Raw genomic sequence first — 19,346 nt, 5'->3', positions numbered from 1 at the left:
CGCCAGGTTAGGAGGCGCTTACGAGTGGCCCGGCCGCGCTACTTCTCGTCGTCCTTGGTGAGCGACGGCTTCGCCGCAGCCTCCGCCGGCTCAGCGGCCTCGGAGGACGGCTCAGCGGACGCGTCCCGCGTGTGCGCGCCGTCTCCCTTGGTGAGGGAAGGCTTACCGATCTCGGGCCCGGACGCGGCGTCTGCGGGCCCGTCGGATTCGGCGGACTCGTAGGGTTCGTCCGCCTCGTCCTCCTCGGTCAGCAGCACGCCGACCACCGAGCGGATCTTGTCCTCGGGGATGGCGCCGGCGCGCAGCAGCCGCGGCACGGACCCGGTCAGGTCAACGATCGTCGACGGGTCGGCGTGCCCGGACACGCCGCCGTCCAGGTAGACCGAGACGGCGTCGCCGAGCATCTTCTCGGCTTCCTCGATGTCCCGGGCCGCGGGCCGGCCGCTGAGGTTGGCGCTGCTCACGGCCATCGGGCCGGTCTCCTTCAGCAGCTCCACCGCCAGCTCGTGCATCGGCATCCGCAGCGCGACCGTCCCCTTGGTCTCGCCGAGATCCCACATGAGGTTCGGGTTGGCGCGGCACACCAGCGTCAGCGCGCCCGGCCAGAACTCGTCGACGAGGTCCTGCCCGTAGGTGCCGAGGTTCTCCACCAGCGCCGTCGCGGCCCGCACCGACCCGACCAGGACGGGCGGCGGCATCTCGCGCCCGCGTCCCTTGGCGTCCAGGAGCTTGCGCACCGCGTCCGCCAGGAACGCGTCCGCGCCGACCCCGTACACGGTGTCGGTCGGCAGGACGATCAGCTCGCCGCGCCGCACGGCCGACACGGCCTCGGCGATCCCGCGGGTGCGCTCCATCGGATCGGAGCAGTCATAACGTCGGCTCACGGTCGCCCGTCTTCCCATCTGCGCAGCGCTCGTCCGGCATGGCACCGCCCAGGATAGCGGCGCTTCGCACCAACTAGTCGGAGGCGATCCGGGCCGTGACGAAGCGGTCCCGGTTGGTGAGGTCGCGCCTGTTGCGGACGTCGCGCCAGCCGTTCTCCTCCGCGAACACCCAGTAGACGCCGTTGCCCTGCAGGTCGCTGTGCTCGACCGCCGCGTAGCCGCCGGGACGCAGCAGCCGCCGCGCGGTGCGCTCGACCACGCGGATCGCGTCGAGGCCGTCGTCCCCGCCGCCCCACAGCGCGTCGGCCGGATCATGGTCGCGGACGTCGCGGGGCACGTACTCCCACTCGCTCATCGGGATGTACGGGGGGTTCGACACGACCAGGTCGACGGTGCCGTCCAGCTCGGGCAGGGCGGTGGCGAAGTCGTCCAGGTGCAGCCGGACGCGGCCGCGCTCGTCCAGCTCCTCGATGTTGCGGGTGGCGTGCACGAACGCCGTCGGGTCCTTCTCCACGGCGTGGACGCGGGAGCGCGGCGCCTCCAGCGCGATCGACAGCGCGATCGCCGCCGACCCCGTGCCGAGATCGACCACGAGGGGGTCGCGGACGTCCATGTCGCGCAGCGTCTCCAGCGCCCACCCGACCATCACCTCGGTCTCCGGACGCGGCACGAACACCCCCGGCCCGACCTTGAGCTCCAGGTAGCGAAAGAAAGCACGTCCGGTGATGTGCTGCAGCGGCTCCCCCGCCTCGCGCCGCGCGACGAACTCCCAGAACCGGGCGTCGAACGCGCTGTCGGGGACGGCGTGCAGCTCCGAGCGCTTCACCCGGTGCACGGCCGCCGCGAGCTCCTCGGCGTCGGCGCGAGGCGAGGCCGCACCCGCGTCGGCGAGCCGCGCGGTGGCCCTGGCGATCTCGTCGAGCAGCAGATTCATGATCCTGCCCTTCGAGGGGGGACGACCCCCCACACCCCCCGGTTCGCTGCGCTCATGACCTCTGCACTTCGAGGGGGGACGACCCCCCACACCCCCCGGTTCGCTGCGCTCATGATCCTTGGGCTTCGGCCAGCCGGCGGTCCATGTCCGCGTCGACGAGCGCCTGCGTGACGTTGTGGAGGTCGCCGTCCAGCACCTGGTCGAGGTTGTAGGCCTTGTACCCGACCCGGTGGTCGGAGATCCGGTTCTCCGGATAGTTGTAGGTGCGCACCCGCTCGGACCGGTCGACCGTCCGGACCTGGCTCTTGCGCTCCGCCGCGGCGGCCTTGTCGGCCTCCTCCTGCGCCATCGCCAGCAGCCGCGACCGCAGGATCCGCAGCGCCTGCTCCTTGTTCTGCAGCTGGCTCTTCTCGTTCTGGCAGGAGACGACGACGCCGGTCGGCAGGTGCGTGATGCGGACCGCGGAGTCGGTGGTGTTGACACTCTGCCCGCCTGGCCCGGACGACCGGTACACGTCGATGCGCAGGTCGTTCGCGTCGATCTGGACCTCGACGTCCTCGGCCTCGGGGGTCACCAGCACGCCGACGGCGCTGGTGTGGATGCGTCCCTGCGACTCGGTCGCGGGGACGCGCTGCACCCGGTGGACGCCGCCCTCGTACTTCAGGCGCATCCAGACGCCCTCGTCCTGCGCGCCCCTGGCCTTCACGGCGACGGTGACGTCCTTGTACCCGCCGAGGTCGGACGGGTGCGAGTCGATCACCTCGGTCTTCCAGCCGACGCGCTCGGCGTACCGGAGGTACATGCGGAGCAGGTCGCCGGCGAACAGCGCGGACTCCTCGCCGCCCTCACCGGCCTTCACCTGCAGGATGACGTCTTTGGCGTCGTTCGGGTCGCGCGGGACGAGGAGCCGCCGCAGCCGCTCCTCCAGCTCCTCACGGCGTCCCTCCAGATCGGCGGCCTCGGCGGCGAACGCCTCGTCCTCCCCCGCAAGCTCGCGGGCGGCGGCGAGGTCGTCCTCGGTCAACGCCAGTTCCCGGTGCGTCTCGACGATCGGCCGGAGCTCGGCGTAGCGCTTGCCGAGCTTGCGCGCCAGGCCCTGGTCGGCATGGACGGACGGATCGGCGAGCCGTTCCTCGATGCCCGCGTATTCGCTGATCAGTTCGTCGAGATTCACGATGTGTTCCTGGCCCGTTCCGGCGCCGGGGCCGCGATGGGCCGCGACGGTTCGCGGCAGCTCGCGGCGTCGCCCGGACGCCGATTCAGAAGGCCCGGGGACCCATGGCGAGTCCCCGGGCCGTCAGTGGTCGCTGTAGGTGCGGCGCTCGTCCTCTACTTGTCGGCCTTCTTCTTGCCGAAGCGCTGCTCGAAGCGCGCCACCCGGCCACCGGTGTCGAGGATCTTCTGCTTGCCCGTGTAGAACGGGTGGCAGTTCGAGCAGACGTCCGCGTGCATCACGCCGTTCTCGGCGGTGCTGCGGGTCTCGAACGTATTGCCGCACGTGCACGTCACGGTGGTGACGACGTAGTTCGGGTGAATGTCGGGCTTCATGGTTCTCCTCGCTTCTGGCGGTCGCCGGGCGCTCCGGGCTCGCATGGCCGAGTCCGCATGACGGGGCCACGAGAGGACGTGGGAACGTGAACCGGTACCGCAGCGGTTGGCTCGTCGAGTAATTCTCATCCTCGGTGGGAGCCGGAAGTGTCGGCCGCCGAGACCCGCCGGATGAAAACCACTCGCCCAAGTGTGCCAGATAGGAGAACGTGCCGACGTCACCGGGCATTCCCGATCTTGGACGTTCCCGGCCGGGCCGTCGCGGCGCTCAGGCGTCGGCGCGGCCCAGATAGGCCAGGACGGCCATGACCCGGCGGTGCCCGCCCTGCGCGGGCTGCAGGTTCAGCTTCATGAAGATGTTCGAGATGTGCTTCTCCACGGCGCCCTCGGTGACGACGAGGTCCTCCGCGATGGCGCCGTTGGACCGTCCCTGCGCCATCAGCGCCAGCACCTCGCGCTCCCGCGGGGTCAGCGCCTCCAGCGGGTCGCCGGTACGGCGGCGGCCGAGCAGCTGGCCGATCACCTCCGGGTCGATGACGGTCCCGCCGGCGGCGATGCGGCGGACCGCGTCGATGAACTCGGCGATGTCCGACACCCGCTCTTTCAGCAGATAGCCGACGCCTTCGGCGCCGCCGCCGATCAGGTCGGTCGCGTACCGCTCCTCCACGTACTGCGACAGGACGAGGATCGGCGTGCCCGGCAGCCGCTCCCGGACGGCCAGCGCGGCGCGGAGCCCCTCGTCGGTGAACGACGGCGGCATCCGCACGTCCACGATCGCGAGGTCCGGCTTGTGCTCCTCGACGATGCCGAGCAGGCCTGGGCCGTCCCCGACCGTCGCCACCGTCTCGATCCCGGCGTCGTCGAGCAGCCGGACGAGCCCTTCGCGCAACAGCACCGAATCCTCGGCGATCACAACCCGCATCCGCCCATTATCAGCCCTGCGGCGACGGGACGGGGATCCGCGGCGTCGGGACAGGCCCCGTGGGGAGCCACGGCGACGGGACGGGGCCCGTGGCGGCGGGCCCCGTCCCGGATCACCAGGTGCAGGGCAGGTCGGCGCGGATGATCGTCGGACCGCCGGACGGGCTGTCCACGATGAGCATCCCGTCGATCGTCGCGGCCCGGTCGGCCAGCCCGGCGAGACCGCCCCCCGGCCGAGCCACCGCGCCGCCCATCCCGTTGTCGATAACCTCGACGACCACCCAGCGGTCCTCGCGGACGACGCGGACGGACGCGCGGGTCGCGCGGGCGTACTTGGCGATGTTCGCCAGCGACTCCGCGACGATGAAGTAGGCGATGCTCTCGACCGCCGCCGGCGGGCGCTCCGGCAGGTCCACCTCGACCTCGACCGGGACGGGCGCGCGGCCCGCGAGGCCGGACAGCGCCGGGTCCAGGCCCCGGTCGGTGAGGATCGCCGGGTAGATGCCGCGGGCCAGGTCGCGCAGCTCGGAGATGGCCTCCTTGGTGCCGTCGTGGGCCTGCTCGATCAGCGCCCGCGCGCCCTCGGGATCCTCGTCCAGCTTGGCGCGGGCCCGTCCGATGTCCATCGCCACGGCCAGGAGCCGCTGCTGCGCGCCGTCATGCAGGTCGCGCTCGATGCGGCGCCGCTCGAACTCCGCGGCGTCCACGCCGCGGGCGCGGCTGGCGCGCAGGTGCTCCGTCCGCTGCCGCAGCTCCAGGTTCTCCTTCTGCGACGGGCTCGGGCCGAGCATCAGCCCGGCGAACGCCGAGTGCCCGATCGCCATGATCCGCGTCACGTACATCGCCAGGACGAGGAAGAACAGCCCGCCCACGGAGATCGGCAGCGCCTCCAGCGGGTTGCCCGCCCAGTACGAGACGAACCCGACGCCCACCTCGGCGCCGCTGCCGTCCACCGCCACGATCACCGGCATGAACAGGAGCATTCCCGTCGCCCCCCAGACCGTCACGGACACGACGAACTCCACCAGCGTGATGGGGAACAGCACCGCGAGGTAGCCGAGGTCCTTCCAGGTGGCGGGGTCGCCCGCCATGCCCTTCAGCTTCGTCAGCGGGTTGCGGCCCTCGGGCAGCCGCCGGTACGGGCTCGCGATCTTGACGCCGAACGCCGCCCGGACGAGCTGCCGTTCCAGGACCGCGCCGAACCGCCACGCGACCATCATCAGCGCCAGCATCGGCAGGCCCACCCAGATGATCAGCAGGCTGAGGGAGAGCGCCAGCCCCACGGTCAGCGCGATGAACCAGCCGAGCCCGAACGCCCCGCTGACGGCCAGATAGATCGCCGAACGCCAGGTCAGCGACGACCTCAGCATGGCGAGCGGCGTCCACGGGGTGTTCGCGACGGTCGCCGCCGCGTCCCCGCCGGCCTGCATCACCGTGGCCCACCGCGCCGCCGCCCACCGCGCGGCGCCGCCGCCGGCGGTAGCGCCGCCGGTCCCGCGATCCCTGCTCAGCTCGCCCACGTCGTCCCTCCATGCCCGTTCCAACGTACGGTCCAAGACTGCCCGGCACGAGGTGGGGCGACCATGATGTCCGCCGCCCATTCGGGGGTGGGGCTAACCCCACCTGTTTATTGCATTTCTCTCCTCCTTCGGGCCCTGGGGGCCCCTCCATCGTCGAGAAACGCTGTGCGATCGCTGGCATCGCTCCGGCTCGCCTGGCGGCTCGCTGCGCGATCAGGTTCTCGCAAGCTCGAAACCTGCCTTCGGACGCGATCGCGAGTGTTGAGGTCGCCGCAGGGCTGGGGCAACGACCTCTGTCGCCTTACCCGGTTGCAGTGCTCTCGCGTGCGATCGCTGGCATCGCTTCGGCTCGCCTGGCGGCTCGCTGCGCGATCAGGTTCTCGCAAGCTCGAACCTGCCTTCGGACGCGATCGCGAGTGTTGAGGTCGCCGCGGGGCTGGGGCAACGACCTATGCCGCTTTTACCCGGTCACGAGCCGCGGGCTTTAGCCGGTCTCTGGCCGGGGGGAGATGCGGGACGCCCCCGGCCGGGACCGTTCCGGACGGGGGCGTGCGGCCACGCAGGGCTCAGCGGTCGTCGGAGACCGTCGTCTTCTGGACCTGGAGCAGGAACTCGGCGTTCGACTTCGTCTCCTTCATCTTCTCCAGAAGGAGCTCCAGCGCCTGCTGCATGTCGAGCGCGTGCAGGACGCGGCGGAGCTGCCAGACGACGCGCAGTTCCTCCGGCGCCATGAGGATCTCCTCCTTGCGGGTGCTGGACGCGTCGACGTCCACCGCCGGGAAGATCCGCTTGTCGGCCAGGCCCCGGTTGAGCTTCAGCTCCATGTTGCCGGTGCCCTTGAACTCCTCGAAGATGACCTCGTCCATGCGGGACCCGGTCTCCACCAGCGCGGTGGCGAGGATGGTCAGCGAGCCGCCGTTCTCGATGTTGCGCGCGGCGCCGAAGAACCGCTTCGGCGGGTACAGCGCGGTCGAGTCGACACCGCCGGACAGGATGCGTCCGGACGCGGGCGCCGCCAGGTTGTAGGCGCGGCCGAGCCGGGTGATCGAGTCGAGCAGCACGACCACGTCGTGGCCCAGCTCCACCAGCCGCTTGGCACGTTCGATGGCCAGCTCCGCGACCGTGGTGTGGTCCTCGGCGGGACGGTCGAAGGTCGAGTGGATCACCTCGCCCTTCACCGTCCGCTGCATGTCGGTGACCTCCTCCGGACGCTCGTCCACGAGGACGACCATCAGGTGGCACTCCGGGTTGTTCTTGGTGATCGCGTTGGCGATCGCCTGGAGCACCATCGTCTTGCCGGCCTTGGGCGGCGACACGATCAGGCCGCGCTGGCCCTTGCCGATCGGCGACACCAGGTCGATGATCCGGGTCGTCAGGATGCCCGGGTCGGTCTCCAGGCGCAGCCGCTCCTGCGGGTACAGCGGGGTCAGCTTCGAGAAGTCGACGCGGCCCTTGGCCTGGTCGGGCTCCATCCCGTTGACGGTGTCGAGGCGGACCAGCGCGTTGAACTTCTCGCGCCGCTCGCCCTCGCGCGCCTGCCGGACGGCCCCGGTGATGACGTCGCCCTTGCGCAGCCCGTTCTTGCGGACCTGCGCCAGCGACACGTACACGTCGTTCGGGCCGGGCAGGTAGCCGGTCGTGCGGACGAACGCGTAGTTGTCGAGGATGTCGAGGATGCCCGCGACCGGGATCAGGACGTCGTCCTCGGTGATCACCGGCTCCTCGTAGCGCTCGCGACCGCGCCCGCGGTTGCGCTCGCGGAAGCGGCGCCCGCGACGGCTCCGGCCGCCACTCTCGTCGTCGTCGTGCTGGCCCCCGCCGCCCTGGCTCTGGCCGCGCTGACGTCCGCCGCCGCCCTGCTCGCCGCGGTCACCGCGCTCGCCGCGCTCTCCACGGTCGCCGCGCTCTCCCCGGTCGCGGCCTTCGCCGCGCTCGCCGCGCTCACGGCCGCCGCGCTGCCGCTGGCGTCCGCCGCCCTCGCGACCGCCGTCGCGGTTCTCGCGTCCCTCGCGCCCGTCGCGTCCGCCCTGGGACTCGCCGTCCTCGGTGTTCTGCTCCCGGCCCTGGTCTCGCTGGTCGCGGCCCCGCTCGCCGCGGCCTTCGCCCCCCCGGTCCTGCCGCTCGCCCCGCTGCCGGCCGCCCTGGCGCCCGTCCCGCTCCGTCTTCTCCGGCCGCTCGGCCTGCTCCGTCTTCTCCGCCGTCCCGGCCTGCTCGGCCTGTGCGGCGGCCGGGGCCTGCTCGGGCGCCGGTGCCTGCTCGGCGGCCTGGCCCTGCTCGCCCGCGGGCGCGACCTCGGCGAGGGTCACCTGGTCGTCGGACACCTCGCGCTTGGCGGCGGCCGTACGGGTCCGCCGGGGGCGCTCGGCGCGGCCCGAGTCGGGCTGGGCCGACTCGAGCTTGGCCGCGGCAGCGTCTCCCTGCTCGCCCCCCGCCGAGCCCTGCCCCTGGCCGCCCTGCTTCTCCTGGATGGCCGCGATGAGCTGGCTCTTGCGCATCCCGGTCACACCGGTGATGCCGAGGCTGGACGCGAGCGCCTTGAGCTCGGGCAGCACCATGGCCGACAGGCCGGTGCCCGCCCGGCGGCGCCGGGGGGTGGCGGGCTCGGCGTCGGCGGCCTGCGCGGCGTCGACGGGTCCCGTGCTCGATGCGTCCGTAAGGAGTTCGCTGGATTCGCTCACTAAGGGTCCTTCCCAGGGAGCGGGCGTTGGCCGGTGTTCGGCCAGCCGACCCGGTAGTGCGGCCCGGCGGGGGCGCCGGGACGGGCTCCGCTGATCACGGTGGGGCCGGGATCTGCGTGTTCTGGGCACAGCCAGATGGTGGACGGGACGGTTCGCTCGTGCGTGTTCCCGGTACCGCCACGTCCGAAGTTTCGCTGGAATGCCGGACAACGGGATGTCACGGTGTCGGGAAGCCTAGTACGCGGGACCGACACGGCCGAAAGGCCGGTCAGGTGACGCGCGGCTGACGAGCACGCTGCCCCGAACGGGGCATCTGGTGCGGCATTCAGCCTAACATCACCAGGGCGCACTGCTATTCCCCAGAGGTCGATGTCTTCGCATTTTACCTAGCGGGAACGTGCCGGAACCCGCGTCGGCCGCGGCGAGACGCCTCCCCCGGCCCCCGGTGCCGCCATCAGGGCCGGAACTCCGATTCTCCGGCCACGACGCGTGCGCCGCGGGTCGCGACGTCCAACGGGTGCTTGAGCCACCCATTACCCACTTCGGGGACTATCGAATCAACTCGAGATGCGCTTGTGAAGGCCAGGACAGTAGGTCCTGCCCCGGAAATCACCGCCGGGACGCCCGCGGCGCGGAGCCGTCCGACCAGCGCGGCGGACTCGGGCATCGCGGGCGCGCGGTAGGTCTGGTGGAGGCGGTCCTCGGTCGCGTCGAGCAGGACGTCCGCGTCCAGCCCGCCGGTGAGCGCCGCGATGAGCAGCGCGGCGCGTCCGGCGTTGGCGGCGGCGTCGCCGTGCGGGACGGTCTCGGGCAGCAGCCCGCGGGCCCGCTCCGTCGCGAGCCGCTGCTCCGGGACGAACGCCGTGACCTGCGTGATCTGTGTCTCCAGGCGGACGAGCCGGGGGCCGCGCGGGGTCGTCCAGGCGACGGTCAGGCCGCCCGCGAGGCACGGCGCGACGTTGTCGGGATGCCCCTCGATCTCGGTGGCGAGGCGCAGCGCCTCGTCGTCGCCGAGGAGCTTCCCGGCCGGGTGCAGCGCGCGGGCCGCGACGATCCCGGCGACGATCGCGGCGGACGACGAGCCGAGGCCGCGGCTGTGCGGGATGCGGTTGCGGCAGCGCAGGCGCAGGCCGTCGGGGCGCGTTACAGGTCCGGTTCCGGCCAGGCCGTCGAGCAGGTCGAAGGCGCGGCGGAGCACCTTGACGATGAGGTGGCGTTCGGCCCGGTCGGCGACCTCGGCGCCTTCGCCGTCCACCTCGATCGTCAGGCCGCCGCCCGCCGCGCCGACTTCGACCTCGACGTCGTCGTACAGGGACAGCGCGAGGCCGAGCGAGTCGAACCCGGGGCCGAGGTTGGCGCTGGTGGCCGGCGTCCGGACCAGGACGGGCCCTTCAAGCCAGTTCGAGTTGTTCGTCGGGCCCACGTCAGGTGAGGCCGAGTTCCGACGCGGCGGAGTGCGCGTCGACCTTGATGGTGGTCGGGGCGGGCGCGCCTGAGATGGCCCAGTCGGGGTCCTTGAGTCCGTTGCCCGTCACCGTGCAGACGACCGTGGAACCGGACGCGACAACGCCCCGCTCACTCGCCTGCAGAAGGCCCGCAACGCTCGCCGCAGAGGCGGGCTCAACGAAAACGCCCTCTTCCTTGGCGAGAAGCCGGTAGGCCGCCAGGATCTGCCGGTCGGTGACCGAATCGATGGCGCCGCCTGACTCGTCCCGCGCGGCGATCGCCAGATCCCAGGACGCGGGGTTGCCGATACGTATGGCGGTCGCGATGGTCTGCGGTTTCAGGACGGGTTCGCCCTTCACGAACGGCGCCGCCCCGGACGCCTGGAACCCGAGCATGCGCGGGGTCTTCGAGGCGGCCTTTCCGTCTGCGTACTCCTTGTAGCCCATCCAGTACGCGGAGATATTGCCTGCGTTCCCTACGGGCAGGCAGTGGACGTCGGGTGCGTCGCCCAGCGCGTCCACGATTTCGAACGCGGCCGTCTTCTGGCCCTGCAGCCGGTACTTGTTGACGGAGTTGACGAGGGCCACCGGATAGTCGACGGCCAGCTTCTGGGCCAGTTCGAGGCAGTCGTCGAAGTTGCCGTCCACCTGGAGGAGCCGCGCGCCGTGCACCAGCGCCTGCGCCAGCTTCCCCATCGCGATCTTGCCGGCGGGGACGAGGACCGCGCACGTCATCCCGGCCCGCACCGCGTACGCGGCGGCGGACGCCGACGTGTTGCCGGTCGAGGCGCAGATGACCGCCTTCGCGCCGTCCTCGGCGGCCTTGCTGATCGCCACCGTCATGCCGCGGTCCTTGAAGGACCCGGTCGGATTCGCGCCCTCCACCTTGAGGTACACGTCGCAGCCGGTCAGCTGGGACACCCGGCCGGCGGGCACCAGCGGCGTCCCGCCCTCCAGCAGCGTGACGACCGGCGTCGCGTCCGACACCGGAAGCCGGTCGCGGTACTCCTCGATCAGGCCGCGCCACGGGCGGGCGTTCGCGTTCACGTCGGTCTCCCTGAATGACCTGCGATGTTGCCCGGAGTCTACCGGTGCCGCCGCCCTTTCCCCGGCCCCGGCCCGCAGATTACGGACGGGTCTCATTCCCCAATAGGCGGGGCTCTCTGCGGGGTTCCTTACGGGCGGCGGTCATTCCTCGCCTTCGACACGCATGACGCTCGTCACCTCGCGGACGATTTCCAGCCCGCGGAGGCCCTCGACGGTCGCGGCCAGGGCCGCGTCCGGGGCCCGGTGCGTCACGACGACGAGTTGCGCCTCCTCGCCCAGCCCGACCTGCCGGACGGCCTGAATCGACACTCCGTGCCTGGCGAACTCTTCGGCGACGGTGGCGAGGACACCGGCCTCGTCGGTCACGTCCACCTGGATGTAGTAGCGCGTGACTGTCTCGCCCATCGGCAGTACGGGAAGCTCCGCGTACGTCACTTCCACTGGGCCGGGCGTACCACCGGCCACGTTCCTGGCCACCGCGACCAGATCGCCCAGCACCGCAGACGCCGTCGGAGCGCCACCGGCCCCCGCGCCATAGAACATCAGCGAACCGGCCGACTTCGCCTCGACGAACACCGCGTTGTACGCCTCGCGGACGCTCGCCAGGGGGTGCGACCTGGGAATCATCGCCGGATAGACGCGGACCGATACCCCACGTCCGTTGCCGTTGTGTCCGTCCGCTGAAGGAACACGCTCGCAGATGGCGAGAAGCTTGACGACGCAGTCCATTCCTTGGGCGCCGGCTATGTCGGCGGCGCTCACTTCGGTGATTCCTTCGCGATGGACGTCCGCGGCCGTCACCGGAGTGTGGAAAGCGAGCTGCGCCAGGATCGCCGCCTTGGCCGCCGCGTCGAAACCCTCCACATCGGCGGTCGGGTCGGCCTCCGCATAGCCGAGCGACTGCGCTTCCTCCAACGCGTCGTTGAACCCTGCGCCGTGCGTGTCCATCTGGTCGAGGATGTAGTTCGTGGTGCCGTTCACTATGCCGAGCACCCGATGCACGTGGTCGCCGACCAAAGACTCCCTCAGCGGGCGCAACAGCGGTATGGCGCCCGCGACAGAAGCCTCGTAGTAAAGGTCGGCGCCGTACTCCCGCGCCGCCGCGAACAGCGTCGCGCCGTCCTCCGCCAGCAGCGCCTTGTTCGCCGTGATGACCGACTTGCCGGACTTCATCGCCTCCAGCATCAGCGACCTGGCCGGCTCGATCCCGCCGATCACCTCGATGACGATGTCGACGTCGTCCCTGGTCACCAGCGCTTGCGCGTCCGTCGTCAGCAGCTCCCGGTCGACGCCCTCGCGCACCCGGTCCGGCCGCCGCACCGCGATCCCGGCCAGCTCCAGCGGCGCCCCGACCCGCGCGGCGAGATCGTCCGCCTGCTCGTTCAGCAGCCGGACGACCTCCGTGCCGACCACGCCGCAACCGAGCAGCGCCACGCGCAGTCCGCGTTTCACGCTCCGACCTCCGCATCGAGCCGCAGCAGGTCCTCGGCGCTCTCGCGGCGGACGATCACGCGCGACCTGCCGTCCCTCACCGCCACCACGGCGGGCTTCGGGACGTGGTTGTAGTTGCTGGCCATCGACCGACAGTACGCACCGGTCGCCGCCACCGCCACAAGGTCCCCCGGCGCAATATCTTCGGGGAACCACAGGTCCCGCACCACAATGTCGCCGCTTTCGCAGTGCTTGCCGACAAGCCTACTGAGCATGGGCGATGCGTCGGACGACCGGCTCGCCAGCGCGCCGGTGTACTCGGCGCCGTACAGCGCCGTCCGCAGGTTGTCGCTCATGCCGCCGTCCACCGACACGTAGGTGCGCAGGCCCTCGACGTCCTTCACCGTCCCGACCTCGTACACCGTGACGCCGCCCGGACCGATGATGGCCCGCCCGGGCTCCACCGTCAGCTGCGGCATGGCCAGCTCGTACGCCCGGCACTCGCGCGCCACGATGTCGCGCAACCCGTCCGCGATGGACTTCGGATCGTGTGGCTCCTCACCGGGCACGTACGCGATCCCGTAGCCGCCCCCCAGGTCGAGCTCCGGAAGCTCGATTCCGTGCTCGTTCCGGATGGCCACCAGCAACTCGGCCAGCCGGTGCGCGGCCACCTCGAACCCGTCCACGTCGAAAATCTGGGACCCGATATGGCTGTGCAGCCCCACAAGCTCCAGCTGCTTCAGTTCCAGAACCCTCCGCACCGCCTCCAGAGCGGCCCCGGAACTCCTGGAGAACCCGAACTTCTGGTCGTCATGGGCTGTAGCGATGAACTCATGCGTGTGCGCCTCAACACCCGTAGTGACGCGCACCATCACCTTGGCCCGGACGCCCTTCTCCTGGGCGAGATAACCCACCCGGGCTATCTCCTCGTAGGAATCCAGCACGATCCGTCCGACGCCGGCTTCAAGCGCCTGCTCAATCTCCCAGGACGCCTTGTTGCTCCCATGCAAAGTGATGCGCTCAGTGGGGAATCCCGCCGCCAACGCAATGGCGAGCTCGCCCCCACTGCAGACGTCCAGGCCGAGCCCCTCTTCCTTCAGCCACCGCGCGACAGCAGTACACAGAAACGCCTTACCTGCATAGTGCACATCGCCGTCATGGAAAGCCGCCGCATACTCCCGCGCACGGCTTCGCACGTCCTCCTCGTCGTAGACGTACAGAGGCGTCCCATATTCCCGTGCGAGATCCCGCACATCGACACCACCGACCGTCAGGACGCCGCCGACCCGCTTGGCGCTCCGCGGCCAGACCGCGGGCTCCAGCGCGTTCAGATCGTCCGCCGGACCGACCGGATGGTCCTCCGGCAGAACGTCGGCATGCCGCGGCCCAGCAGGATGTACTCGACTCATATCCGCTCTCTAGGGGTCTCACCGATCATGTTCAGCCCATCGCCGAGGACGACCTTCACGGCCTCCGCCAAGCCGACCCGTCCCTCGTGCACCGCCCCCGGGGCCTCATCGCCCTTCGGCACGGCAGGACACCGCTCGTGGACGTCGTGGTACGCCCCGGCCACTCTTTCCAAACAGAACATCAGCGGCCTTGCATCCCGTTCCCGCTCCGCTTGAAGGACTCTCCCCTGCACGTCCCCCAGCGCCCCCACGAGCTCAAGCTCCTCCGCCTCTGGCTTTTGCAGCGGCCCCCGCCCGATCCCAAGCTCCGAAGCCCAACGCCCCACCCAACTAGCCCGCGCATAGGCGTACCGCACCGAAAACCCTGGGTTCTCAAACGTCCGGGGCCACTCACCCCACCCGCCAGGGACCCGCACACCCTCAAAACCCTTCAGGGCCCCGTCCATTACCACGTCCGCCGACATGACAACCCGCACGAACCCGCTCCCACTGACAGACCCCCCGACCCGCCGCGCGATCACCCACGGATCGACCCCGAGCCGCAACGCCACAGGACTCTCATAAACCCCAACACCACGACTGAAAACAACAACCTCATCAGGCACCGACACATCAAGCTCACCCTCGGCCACGGCGTCCCGCACCGCACCCGCAAGGGCACCGCTCACATCGGCTGAAGTCACACCGGTGAGACTATCCGGCCACCGCGGCGAGCTTCCGCACGGTCTGGATCAGCTGATTGGGGTCGAACGGCTTGGTCACGTAGGCGTCGACCCCGATCTCGTTCCCCCTGCGCACATCGTGCTCCTGCGCCCGCGCCGTGATCATCACGACCCTGATGTGCGCGGTCTCCGGAGCCTCCCGCAGCCGGACCGCCGTCACCCACCCGTCCAGCCTGGGCATCATCACGTCCAGCGTGATCACGTCCGGCCGCACCTCGGCCACCTTCTCCAGGCAGTCCTGACCGTCCACCGCGGTCGACACCTCGAACCCCTCCAGTTGCAGGTTCACGGCGATGAGCTGGCGGATCACCTCGTCATCATCGACGACCAGCACGCGTCCCAGTGGCTCGGTCACGGCCTCGAAGTTAGCCCACTCCACCCCCGTGACGCACGGCGAACGTCCACGTGCGCGTCACCCCGCCAACCCTGGTAATCTTCTACCGCGCCGCCCAGGGGCGCACGCCCCCTTAGCTCAGGGGATAGAGCAACGGCCTCCGGAGCCGTGTGCGCAGGTTCGAATCCTGCAGGGGGCGCCACATTGCGAGAACGAACCCGCCAGCCACGCTGACCTGGCAAAACGAGCAGTTCTCAGTAAAGCCGATCAAGCTAGTAGAACTCGACGCCTCACGAACCTTCAGCCAGTGCTGCCGCCGTCACGTTGAGTGCCCTTGGCGGTGTCCTGGCTGGTCTCCTGGTCGGCCAGCAGCTCCGTTAGCACCCTGATCGCCGTGCGTTCATTCTCCTCACTCAGCGGCGCGAACTCCGGCGGATTCACGATCACCGGATCAGTGCGTGAACCTTTACCGGTCCTCGGCCGTCGGCCTGAACCTTTAGACGGACGGTCACCCATCGCCCTGCCCCCGAATGATCACAAGGCGCCTGCGGTGGCGGCGGGTCGGACTGGCACGGCTGGTGAGCCGCCGGCCCCTACGCGATGCGGACCAACGTCAGCGAGTTGCCTTCCCCCGTGCGCGCCGGGGTCGGCGCGGTGTTAGTCCACCACGAGACGCGAAGCTCGCTCACCGGCATGAGCAGACGTTTGATGTTCCATTGCGGGCTGGAAGGTCAGGGGGCGCTGACTCGGCAGAGAGACGACTTCGCTGCGCCGAAGGCTTTGATGCGGCTGAGGGAGATCTACGCGTCCGCAACCGCAGCCAGCCATACCAGCCACGGCTTCGGCGGCCCCGAGGGCGTTCAGACCGAGATCGATGCCTGTGTGGCGATGACGGCGAGAAGCGAGTGCACATCACGCTGACTCCGCTTCGGTCAGACGGTCGCGAACCATCCGGGCAACCTGGGAAACGGTGGTGTGAGAGCAGTCGATCTGCTGGATGGTCCAGCCGGCGTTGATCAACAGCCATGCCACGTTCCGGTGATGGTGCTGTCGATACGGCTTGAGGAGCAGTTTCTGGAGTCGGTTGTGGGACTCCGTTCTGTCCAGCGCTATCCGACGACGGCCGGGGTGGCGTGGAGGATGACGGCGAGATCGGGTTTGGTGGCCTTGGCGTTGATGCGCCAGATGAAGTCGGGATGCACGCCGTCGAGTCGCTGCATCACGAGCGCGGAAAGGATGTACCGGTACCGGCGCTGTGTCCGGCCTCGCGCAGCCTCGTAGCGAGGGTGTTGCGGGTCAGCGGCTGTCCGGTCGCGGCCAGGTCGGCGGCGATGGTCCGGCCGATCGGCATCAGGTCGTCCACGTCCGGCGGCGGTGTGGCGGGCTTGCCGGTCCGGGACCGGCGCCCGGACGGTCCGCGCACGCGTCCCCCGGACCGGCCGGTCGCGGTCCGCGCGCGGGTCCGGGACGGCGCTGCGGACGGTCCACCGGACCGGCGGCCGGACGGTCCCGGCTCCAGTGCCGGACGGTCCATCACGGGCAGGGCGGGACGGTCGGTGACCGGTCCATTGGACGGCGCGGCAGATGCCACCGCGGACACCACGGCGGGGAACTCGCCGAGCCGGTACAGGGCCCGCACCCGGGCGGGCGCCTTCTTGCGCCACTTGCGGTCGTAGGTGTCCTGCAGGTCGGTCAGCGCCAGCACGCGGGCGCGTTCACGGGCCAGCGCGTCAGGGTAGGGCCGGATCTCCCACAGCACCATCCGACGCCACAGCTTGACCGTGGGCCACGGCGCCAGGAACCACCGAGACGTCCGGATGGACTCCATCCGGGTACCGGCGGCGATCCCGGCACGGATCCGGATCACGTGCGCGGCGATCTCCACCGCGACCACCCACAGCGCGGGAAGCACCGCGTGCGCGACCATCCCGAACACCCCGTGTTCACCGGCGACGTTGAGGTACACCGTCGCGCCGGTCAGCGCCCACGGGATGAACCGCAGCCACCGAATCCGCATGTCCAGACGGGCCAGCACGATGTCGAGCGCGGCGTTCTTCGCCGCCACCACCGGCTACCTGTACAACCTCACCATCTGGGAAGCCAGCGGGAACCGCCCCCGCTACGTCGACACCGCGCTCCTCACGCTCCCAGCCCGCATCACGATCTTGGGCTACGGCTGCGGAATCGGCATCGACACCATCGCGCTACGCGCCCACGGCCACACCGTCATCCCCGCCGAACTACCCTCACCACACGCCGACTTCGCCCACTGGCGCATGGCCCACCTCGGACAGCCGGACACCATCCACGACCCCGACGATCTTCCCGACCTCAGCCCAGACCTGCTCTGGATAATCGACACCCTCGATCGCCTAGCCGACCCTCATGCCGGCCTGGGTCACGTTCTCCCTCAAGTCCCCGCAGTGATCATCGAAGACATGGCTCAATCCCGACGCCACGGACGCCAAGGCTTCCACCACCACCGCCCCTACCTCAATATCGCTGCCTTCTTCGCCCAGTACGACTTGCATCCGCACCGGCTCGGTAAACCACAGCTCCTCACCTGGACGTGCACCGCACGAAGAAGATCCAAGGCATGAACGTCATGATGGATACTGATCCCCGACCGTCCCAGTATCCCGGTAGAGCCATGAACCGTCGCATCGACTACTACGACGACCCCGCTGCCCCGGAAGTCAACAGCCTCGTTCCCTCCGTGAACGTCGCCATCACTAACGACGCCGGGAAGCTGCTGTTGATTCGCCGAAGCGACAACGGGAACTGGGCACTACCCGGTGGAGCTATCGACCTCGGTGAGTCCGTCGCGCAGGCCGCCGTACGGGAGACCCATGAGGAGACGGGGATCGTCTGCGAAATCACCGGACTGGTCGGGGTCTACTCCGATCCCCGCCACGTGATCCACTACACCAGCAATGACGAGGTCCGCCAGGAGTTCTCGATCGTGCTCACCGCCAGTCCAGTAGCCGGCCAGGCAACCCCGAGCGACGAGTCCACCGAAGTCCGCTGGATCCCGCTCGGCGAGTTGGGCGAACTGCGAATGGACCCATCGATGCGCATCAGGAACGCACACCTGCTGGCTCGAGACCGAGATACACCGATCATCACCTGATTTCGGCGTAGGGAGTAGACACATTCAGGCAGGCACCACGAGAGCGTCGGCGAAGATGTCCTGCATCCGCTCGGCCCCGTTCTCGACCGCGGGCCGCAACTGGTGGCGGTATACCGTCTCGGTGACCACCGTGGTCCGGTGCCCGACTAGATCGGTGATCTTCTCCACGTGCACACCACTATCGCTCATCAGCGACACGAACGTGTGCCGCAGCTCCCGCGGACACCATCGCGTGCCCACCCCGGCTGCGTCGGTCATCTTCTTGAATCGGTACAGCACCTGCTTCGCCGACCAGGGCCGTCCGTCAGGCTGGCAAACACCAAGTCGTGATCGCGGTAGGCCGGTCCCGCAGCAAGCTTGTCAGCTGCCTGCTGCGCCCGTGCCGCGAACAACGCGTCTACCGCCAGTTGACTGAGCCGGAACCCGCGACGGCTCTTGGCCGTCTTGGTGTCGCCGCCGAAACGCGCGAACCTGACCACCACGACCGTCCCGGCCTCCAAGTCAACCTGTTCCCAGCGCAACGCTCGCAGTTCCTCCGTCCGCAGTCCGGCCAGCAGCCCCAGTGCTACGTAAGGACCCAGCCGATGGCGGCCGTGAAGGGCTTCACGGAGACGCAAGGTCGCCTGCTTCACCGACAACAACATCGACGGACGGCTTGCCCGGCCGCGCGGAGTATCAACCAGCTCGGAGACGTTTCGAGCGACCTTGTCGTGCCGCTGCGCTCGCCGCAAAGCCCGTGTCAGGAGCCCGTGCAGGATCCCGAGCGTGCTGGTCGAGAGCTTGTCGGCCCGATCGAACAGCCAGGTCTCCACGTCGTCGGCCGTCAACTCGCGGACCCGCGCCTTTCCCAGGTGCGGGATCAGATGCAGGTCGACCAGTTCCCGATAGGTCTGCACGGTCGTGTCCGCCCGCCCATGCGCCGCGAGGACCTTAAGCAGGTCGTTGATACCGCGCTCGACGGTGTAGTTCCGATCCGCTTGGATCCCTTTCTCCAGGTCATCGACCTCCTCGGCGAGCTTCTCCATCACCGCCGCCTCAGTCAGCCCCTTCCGCTTCAAACGCCGCCGACGGCTATCAGGACGGCGCCCGAGACAGATCGCCCCAGTCCAGCCGTCACCTTCCCGGTAGATCGACGCCCGATACCGCCCAACCAACGCCCCCATGCACGTGCCTCCCTTGTTCCGGTCGCACACCAGCGTTGCGCGTTTACGAAGGGAGGATCTTGGAGTTACACAGGACTTCCCAAGACGTCCTGCTTTCGCGCCCAGCACGCTGTCGGAGGTCGTTCCGTCTCACTCGACGGAACATTCCAGGCCAAGCATTGGCGGAAAACGCGCCTGTCC

Annotated in this window: 20 protein-coding genes and 1 tRNA gene; 4 read left to right on the top strand and 17 right to left on the bottom strand. The window is 69.7% G+C overall.

Annotated elements, in window-relative coordinates; all coding sequences use genetic code 11:
* Positions 1 to 38: 38 nt before the first annotated feature.
* The 13 genes from E1287_RS09995 to E1287_RS09935 all read right to left on the bottom strand — a co-directional run bounded on the left by E1287_RS09995 (position 39) and on the right by E1287_RS09935 (position 14,873).
* Positions 39 to 884 (bottom strand): L-threonylcarbamoyladenylate synthase, encoded by an 846-nt coding sequence (locus E1287_RS09995; RefSeq protein ID WP_131964583.1) that lies wholly within the window; start codon positions 882 to 884, stop codon positions 39 to 41.
* 73 nt (positions 885 to 957) lie between these two features.
* Positions 958 to 1,818 carry a peptide chain release factor N(5)-glutamine methyltransferase gene (prmC, locus tag E1287_RS09990; protein ID WP_131964582.1) on the bottom strand — a complete coding sequence of 287 codons (861 nt, stop codon included), beginning with the start codon at positions 1,816 to 1,818 and terminating at the stop codon, positions 958 to 960.
* A 109-nt stretch (positions 1,819 to 1,927) separates the two neighbouring features.
* Entirely contained in the window at positions 1,928 to 2,992 is a 1,065-nt protein-coding gene (gene prfA / locus E1287_RS09985) for a peptide chain release factor 1 (protein WP_131964581.1), read from the bottom strand.
* Positions 2,993 to 3,147: 155 nt separating this feature from the next.
* Complete coding sequence (rpmE, locus tag E1287_RS09980; RefSeq protein WP_131964580.1) at positions 3,148 to 3,366, bottom strand: 50S ribosomal protein L31; 219 nt, start codon at positions 3,364 to 3,366, stop codon at positions 3,148 to 3,150.
* A gap of 268 nt (positions 3,367 to 3,634) precedes the next feature.
* Positions 3,635 to 4,288: a response regulator transcription factor gene (locus E1287_RS09975; protein ID WP_131964579.1), complete on the bottom strand. Its 654-nt coding sequence runs from the start codon at positions 4,286 to 4,288 to the stop codon at positions 3,635 to 3,637.
* A 112-nt stretch (positions 4,289 to 4,400) separates the two neighbouring features.
* Positions 4,401 to 5,807: a sensor domain-containing protein gene (locus E1287_RS09970; RefSeq protein ID WP_243718805.1), complete on the bottom strand. Its 1,407-nt coding sequence runs from the start codon at positions 5,805 to 5,807 to the stop codon at positions 4,401 to 4,403.
* A gap of 566 nt (positions 5,808 to 6,373) precedes the next feature.
* Positions 6,374 to 8,485 carry a transcription termination factor Rho gene (gene rho / locus E1287_RS09965; RefSeq protein WP_131964578.1) on the bottom strand — a complete coding sequence of 704 codons (2,112 nt, stop codon included), beginning with the start codon at positions 8,483 to 8,485 and terminating at the stop codon, positions 6,374 to 6,376.
* A gap of 454 nt (positions 8,486 to 8,939) precedes the next feature.
* The gene (thrB, locus tag E1287_RS09960) at positions 8,940 to 9,908 is read right to left on the bottom strand and encodes a homoserine kinase (RefSeq protein WP_131964577.1); all 969 of its coding nucleotides are present in this window, start codon (positions 9,906 to 9,908) and stop codon (positions 8,940 to 8,942) included.
* A gap of 1 nt (position 9,909) precedes the next feature.
* The gene (gene thrC, locus E1287_RS09955; protein ID WP_131964576.1) at positions 9,910 to 10,977 is read right to left on the bottom strand and encodes a threonine synthase; all 1,068 of its coding nucleotides are present in this window, start codon (positions 10,975 to 10,977) and stop codon (positions 9,910 to 9,912) included.
* Positions 10,978 to 11,118: 141 nt separating this feature from the next.
* Positions 11,119 to 12,411 (bottom strand): homoserine dehydrogenase, encoded by a 1,293-nt coding sequence (locus E1287_RS09950; RefSeq protein ID WP_131964616.1) that lies wholly within the window; start codon positions 12,409 to 12,411, stop codon positions 11,119 to 11,121.
* A 14-nt stretch (positions 12,412 to 12,425) separates the two neighbouring features.
* Positions 12,426 to 13,817 carry a diaminopimelate decarboxylase gene (lysA, locus tag E1287_RS09945; RefSeq protein ID WP_131964575.1) on the bottom strand — a complete coding sequence of 464 codons (1,392 nt, stop codon included), beginning with the start codon at positions 13,815 to 13,817 and terminating at the stop codon, positions 12,426 to 12,428.
* Positions 13,814 to 14,500, bottom strand: coding sequence for a DALR anticodon-binding domain-containing protein (locus tag E1287_RS09940; RefSeq protein WP_131964574.1), 687 nt, complete (start codon positions 14,498 to 14,500; stop codon positions 13,814 to 13,816). Before E1287_RS09940 ends, lysA begins: the two co-directional genes overlap by 4 nt.
* Before the next feature lie 10 nt (positions 14,501 to 14,510).
* Positions 14,511 to 14,873 (bottom strand): response regulator, encoded by a 363-nt coding sequence (locus tag E1287_RS09935; RefSeq protein ID WP_131964615.1) that lies wholly within the window; start codon positions 14,871 to 14,873, stop codon positions 14,511 to 14,513.
* Between the two features lie 127 nt (positions 14,874 to 15,000).
* On the opposite strand from E1287_RS09935, the gene E1287_RS09930 reads away from it, so the two are divergent.
* Positions 15,001 to 15,075: transfer RNA gene (locus E1287_RS09930), tRNA-Arg, on the top strand.
* A 98-nt stretch (positions 15,076 to 15,173) separates the two neighbouring features.
* Here the strand turns inward: E1287_RS09930 and E1287_RS43620 are convergent.
* On the bottom strand, positions 15,174 to 15,320 hold the full coding sequence (locus tag E1287_RS43620; RefSeq protein WP_165968947.1) for a hypothetical protein: 147 nt from the start codon (positions 15,318 to 15,320) through the stop codon (positions 15,174 to 15,176).
* A 153-nt stretch (positions 15,321 to 15,473) separates the two neighbouring features.
* On the opposite strand from E1287_RS43620, the gene E1287_RS09925 reads away from it, so the two are divergent.
* The gene (locus E1287_RS09925; protein ID WP_131964573.1) at positions 15,474 to 15,794 is read left to right on the top strand and encodes a hypothetical protein; all 321 of its coding nucleotides are present in this window, start codon (positions 15,474 to 15,476) and stop codon (positions 15,792 to 15,794) included.
* 298 nt (positions 15,795 to 16,092) lie between these two features.
* On the opposite strand, the gene E1287_RS09920 is transcribed toward E1287_RS09925, so the two are convergent.
* The gene (locus tag E1287_RS09920) at positions 16,093 to 16,938 is read right to left on the bottom strand and encodes a DUF2637 domain-containing protein (protein WP_131964572.1); all 846 of its coding nucleotides are present in this window, start codon (positions 16,936 to 16,938) and stop codon (positions 16,093 to 16,095) included.
* Here E1287_RS09920 and E1287_RS09915 point away from each other — a divergent pair.
* Both E1287_RS09915 and E1287_RS09910 read left to right on the top strand, forming a co-directional pair.
* On the top strand, positions 16,910 to 17,473 hold the full coding sequence (locus tag E1287_RS09915; protein ID WP_131964571.1) for a hypothetical protein: 564 nt from the start codon (positions 16,910 to 16,912) through the stop codon (positions 17,471 to 17,473). The genes E1287_RS09920 and E1287_RS09915 overlap by 29 nt on opposite strands.
* Before the next feature lie 50 nt (positions 17,474 to 17,523).
* Positions 17,524 to 18,003, top strand: coding sequence for an NUDIX domain-containing protein (locus E1287_RS09910; RefSeq protein ID WP_131964614.1), 480 nt, complete (start codon positions 17,524 to 17,526; stop codon positions 18,001 to 18,003).
* A gap of 24 nt (positions 18,004 to 18,027) precedes the next feature.
* Here the strand turns inward: E1287_RS09910 and E1287_RS09905 are convergent, their stop codons facing one another.
* Both E1287_RS09905 and E1287_RS09900 read right to left on the bottom strand, forming a co-directional pair.
* A complete protein-coding gene (locus E1287_RS09905; protein WP_243718803.1) occupies positions 18,028 to 18,261 on the bottom strand; it encodes a hypothetical protein in 234 nt (77 codons plus the stop codon).
* Complete coding sequence (locus tag E1287_RS09900; RefSeq protein WP_131964569.1) at positions 18,258 to 19,028, bottom strand: hypothetical protein; 771 nt, start codon at positions 19,026 to 19,028, stop codon at positions 18,258 to 18,260. Before E1287_RS09900 ends, E1287_RS09905 begins: the two co-directional genes overlap by 4 nt.
* Between the last annotated feature and the right edge of the window lie 318 nt (positions 19,029 to 19,346).

This window comes from Actinomadura sp. KC06, assembly GCF_004348735.1.
Taxonomy (GTDB): domain Bacteria; phylum Actinomycetota; class Actinomycetes; order Streptosporangiales; family Streptosporangiaceae; genus Spirillospora.
The sequence above is the reverse complement of the archived record's forward strand: the minus strand, read 5'-3'. Positions and strand labels throughout refer to the sequence as shown.

What these genes read in the sequence shown, in the direction of transcription:
- E1287_RS09925 (WP_131964573.1), top strand. Translation starts at nt 15,474, where the DNA reads ATGCGGACCAACGTCAGCGAGTTGCCTTCCCCCGTGCGCGCCGGGGTC.
- E1287_RS09910 (WP_131964614.1), top strand. Translation starts at nt 17,524, where the DNA reads ATGAACCGTCGCATCGACTACTACGACGACCCCGCTGCCCCGGAAGTC.
- rpmE (WP_131964580.1), bottom strand. Translation starts at nt 3,366, where the DNA reads ATGAAGCCCGACATTCACCCGAACTACGTCGTCACCACCGTGACGTGC.
- prmC (WP_131964582.1), bottom strand. Translation starts at nt 1,818, where the DNA reads ATGAATCTGCTGCTCGACGAGATCGCCAGGGCCACCGCGCGGCTCGCC.
- E1287_RS09915 (WP_131964571.1), top strand. Translation starts at nt 16,910, where the DNA reads ATGTCGAGCGCGGCGTTCTTCGCCGCCACCACCGGCTACCTGTACAAC.
- E1287_RS09900 (WP_131964569.1), bottom strand. Translation starts at nt 19,028, where the DNA reads ATGGAGAAGCTCGCCGAGGAGGTCGATGACCTGGAGAAAGGGATCCAA.
- E1287_RS09975 (WP_131964579.1), bottom strand. Translation starts at nt 4,288, where the DNA reads ATGCGGGTTGTGATCGCCGAGGATTCGGTGCTGTTGCGCGAAGGGCTC.
- E1287_RS09905 (WP_243718803.1), bottom strand. Translation starts at nt 18,261, where the DNA reads ATGACCGACGCAGCCGGGGTGGGCACGCGATGGTGTCCGCGGGAGCTG.
- lysA (WP_131964575.1), bottom strand. Translation starts at nt 13,817, where the DNA reads ATGAGTCGAGTACATCCTGCTGGGCCGCGGCATGCCGACGTTCTGCCG.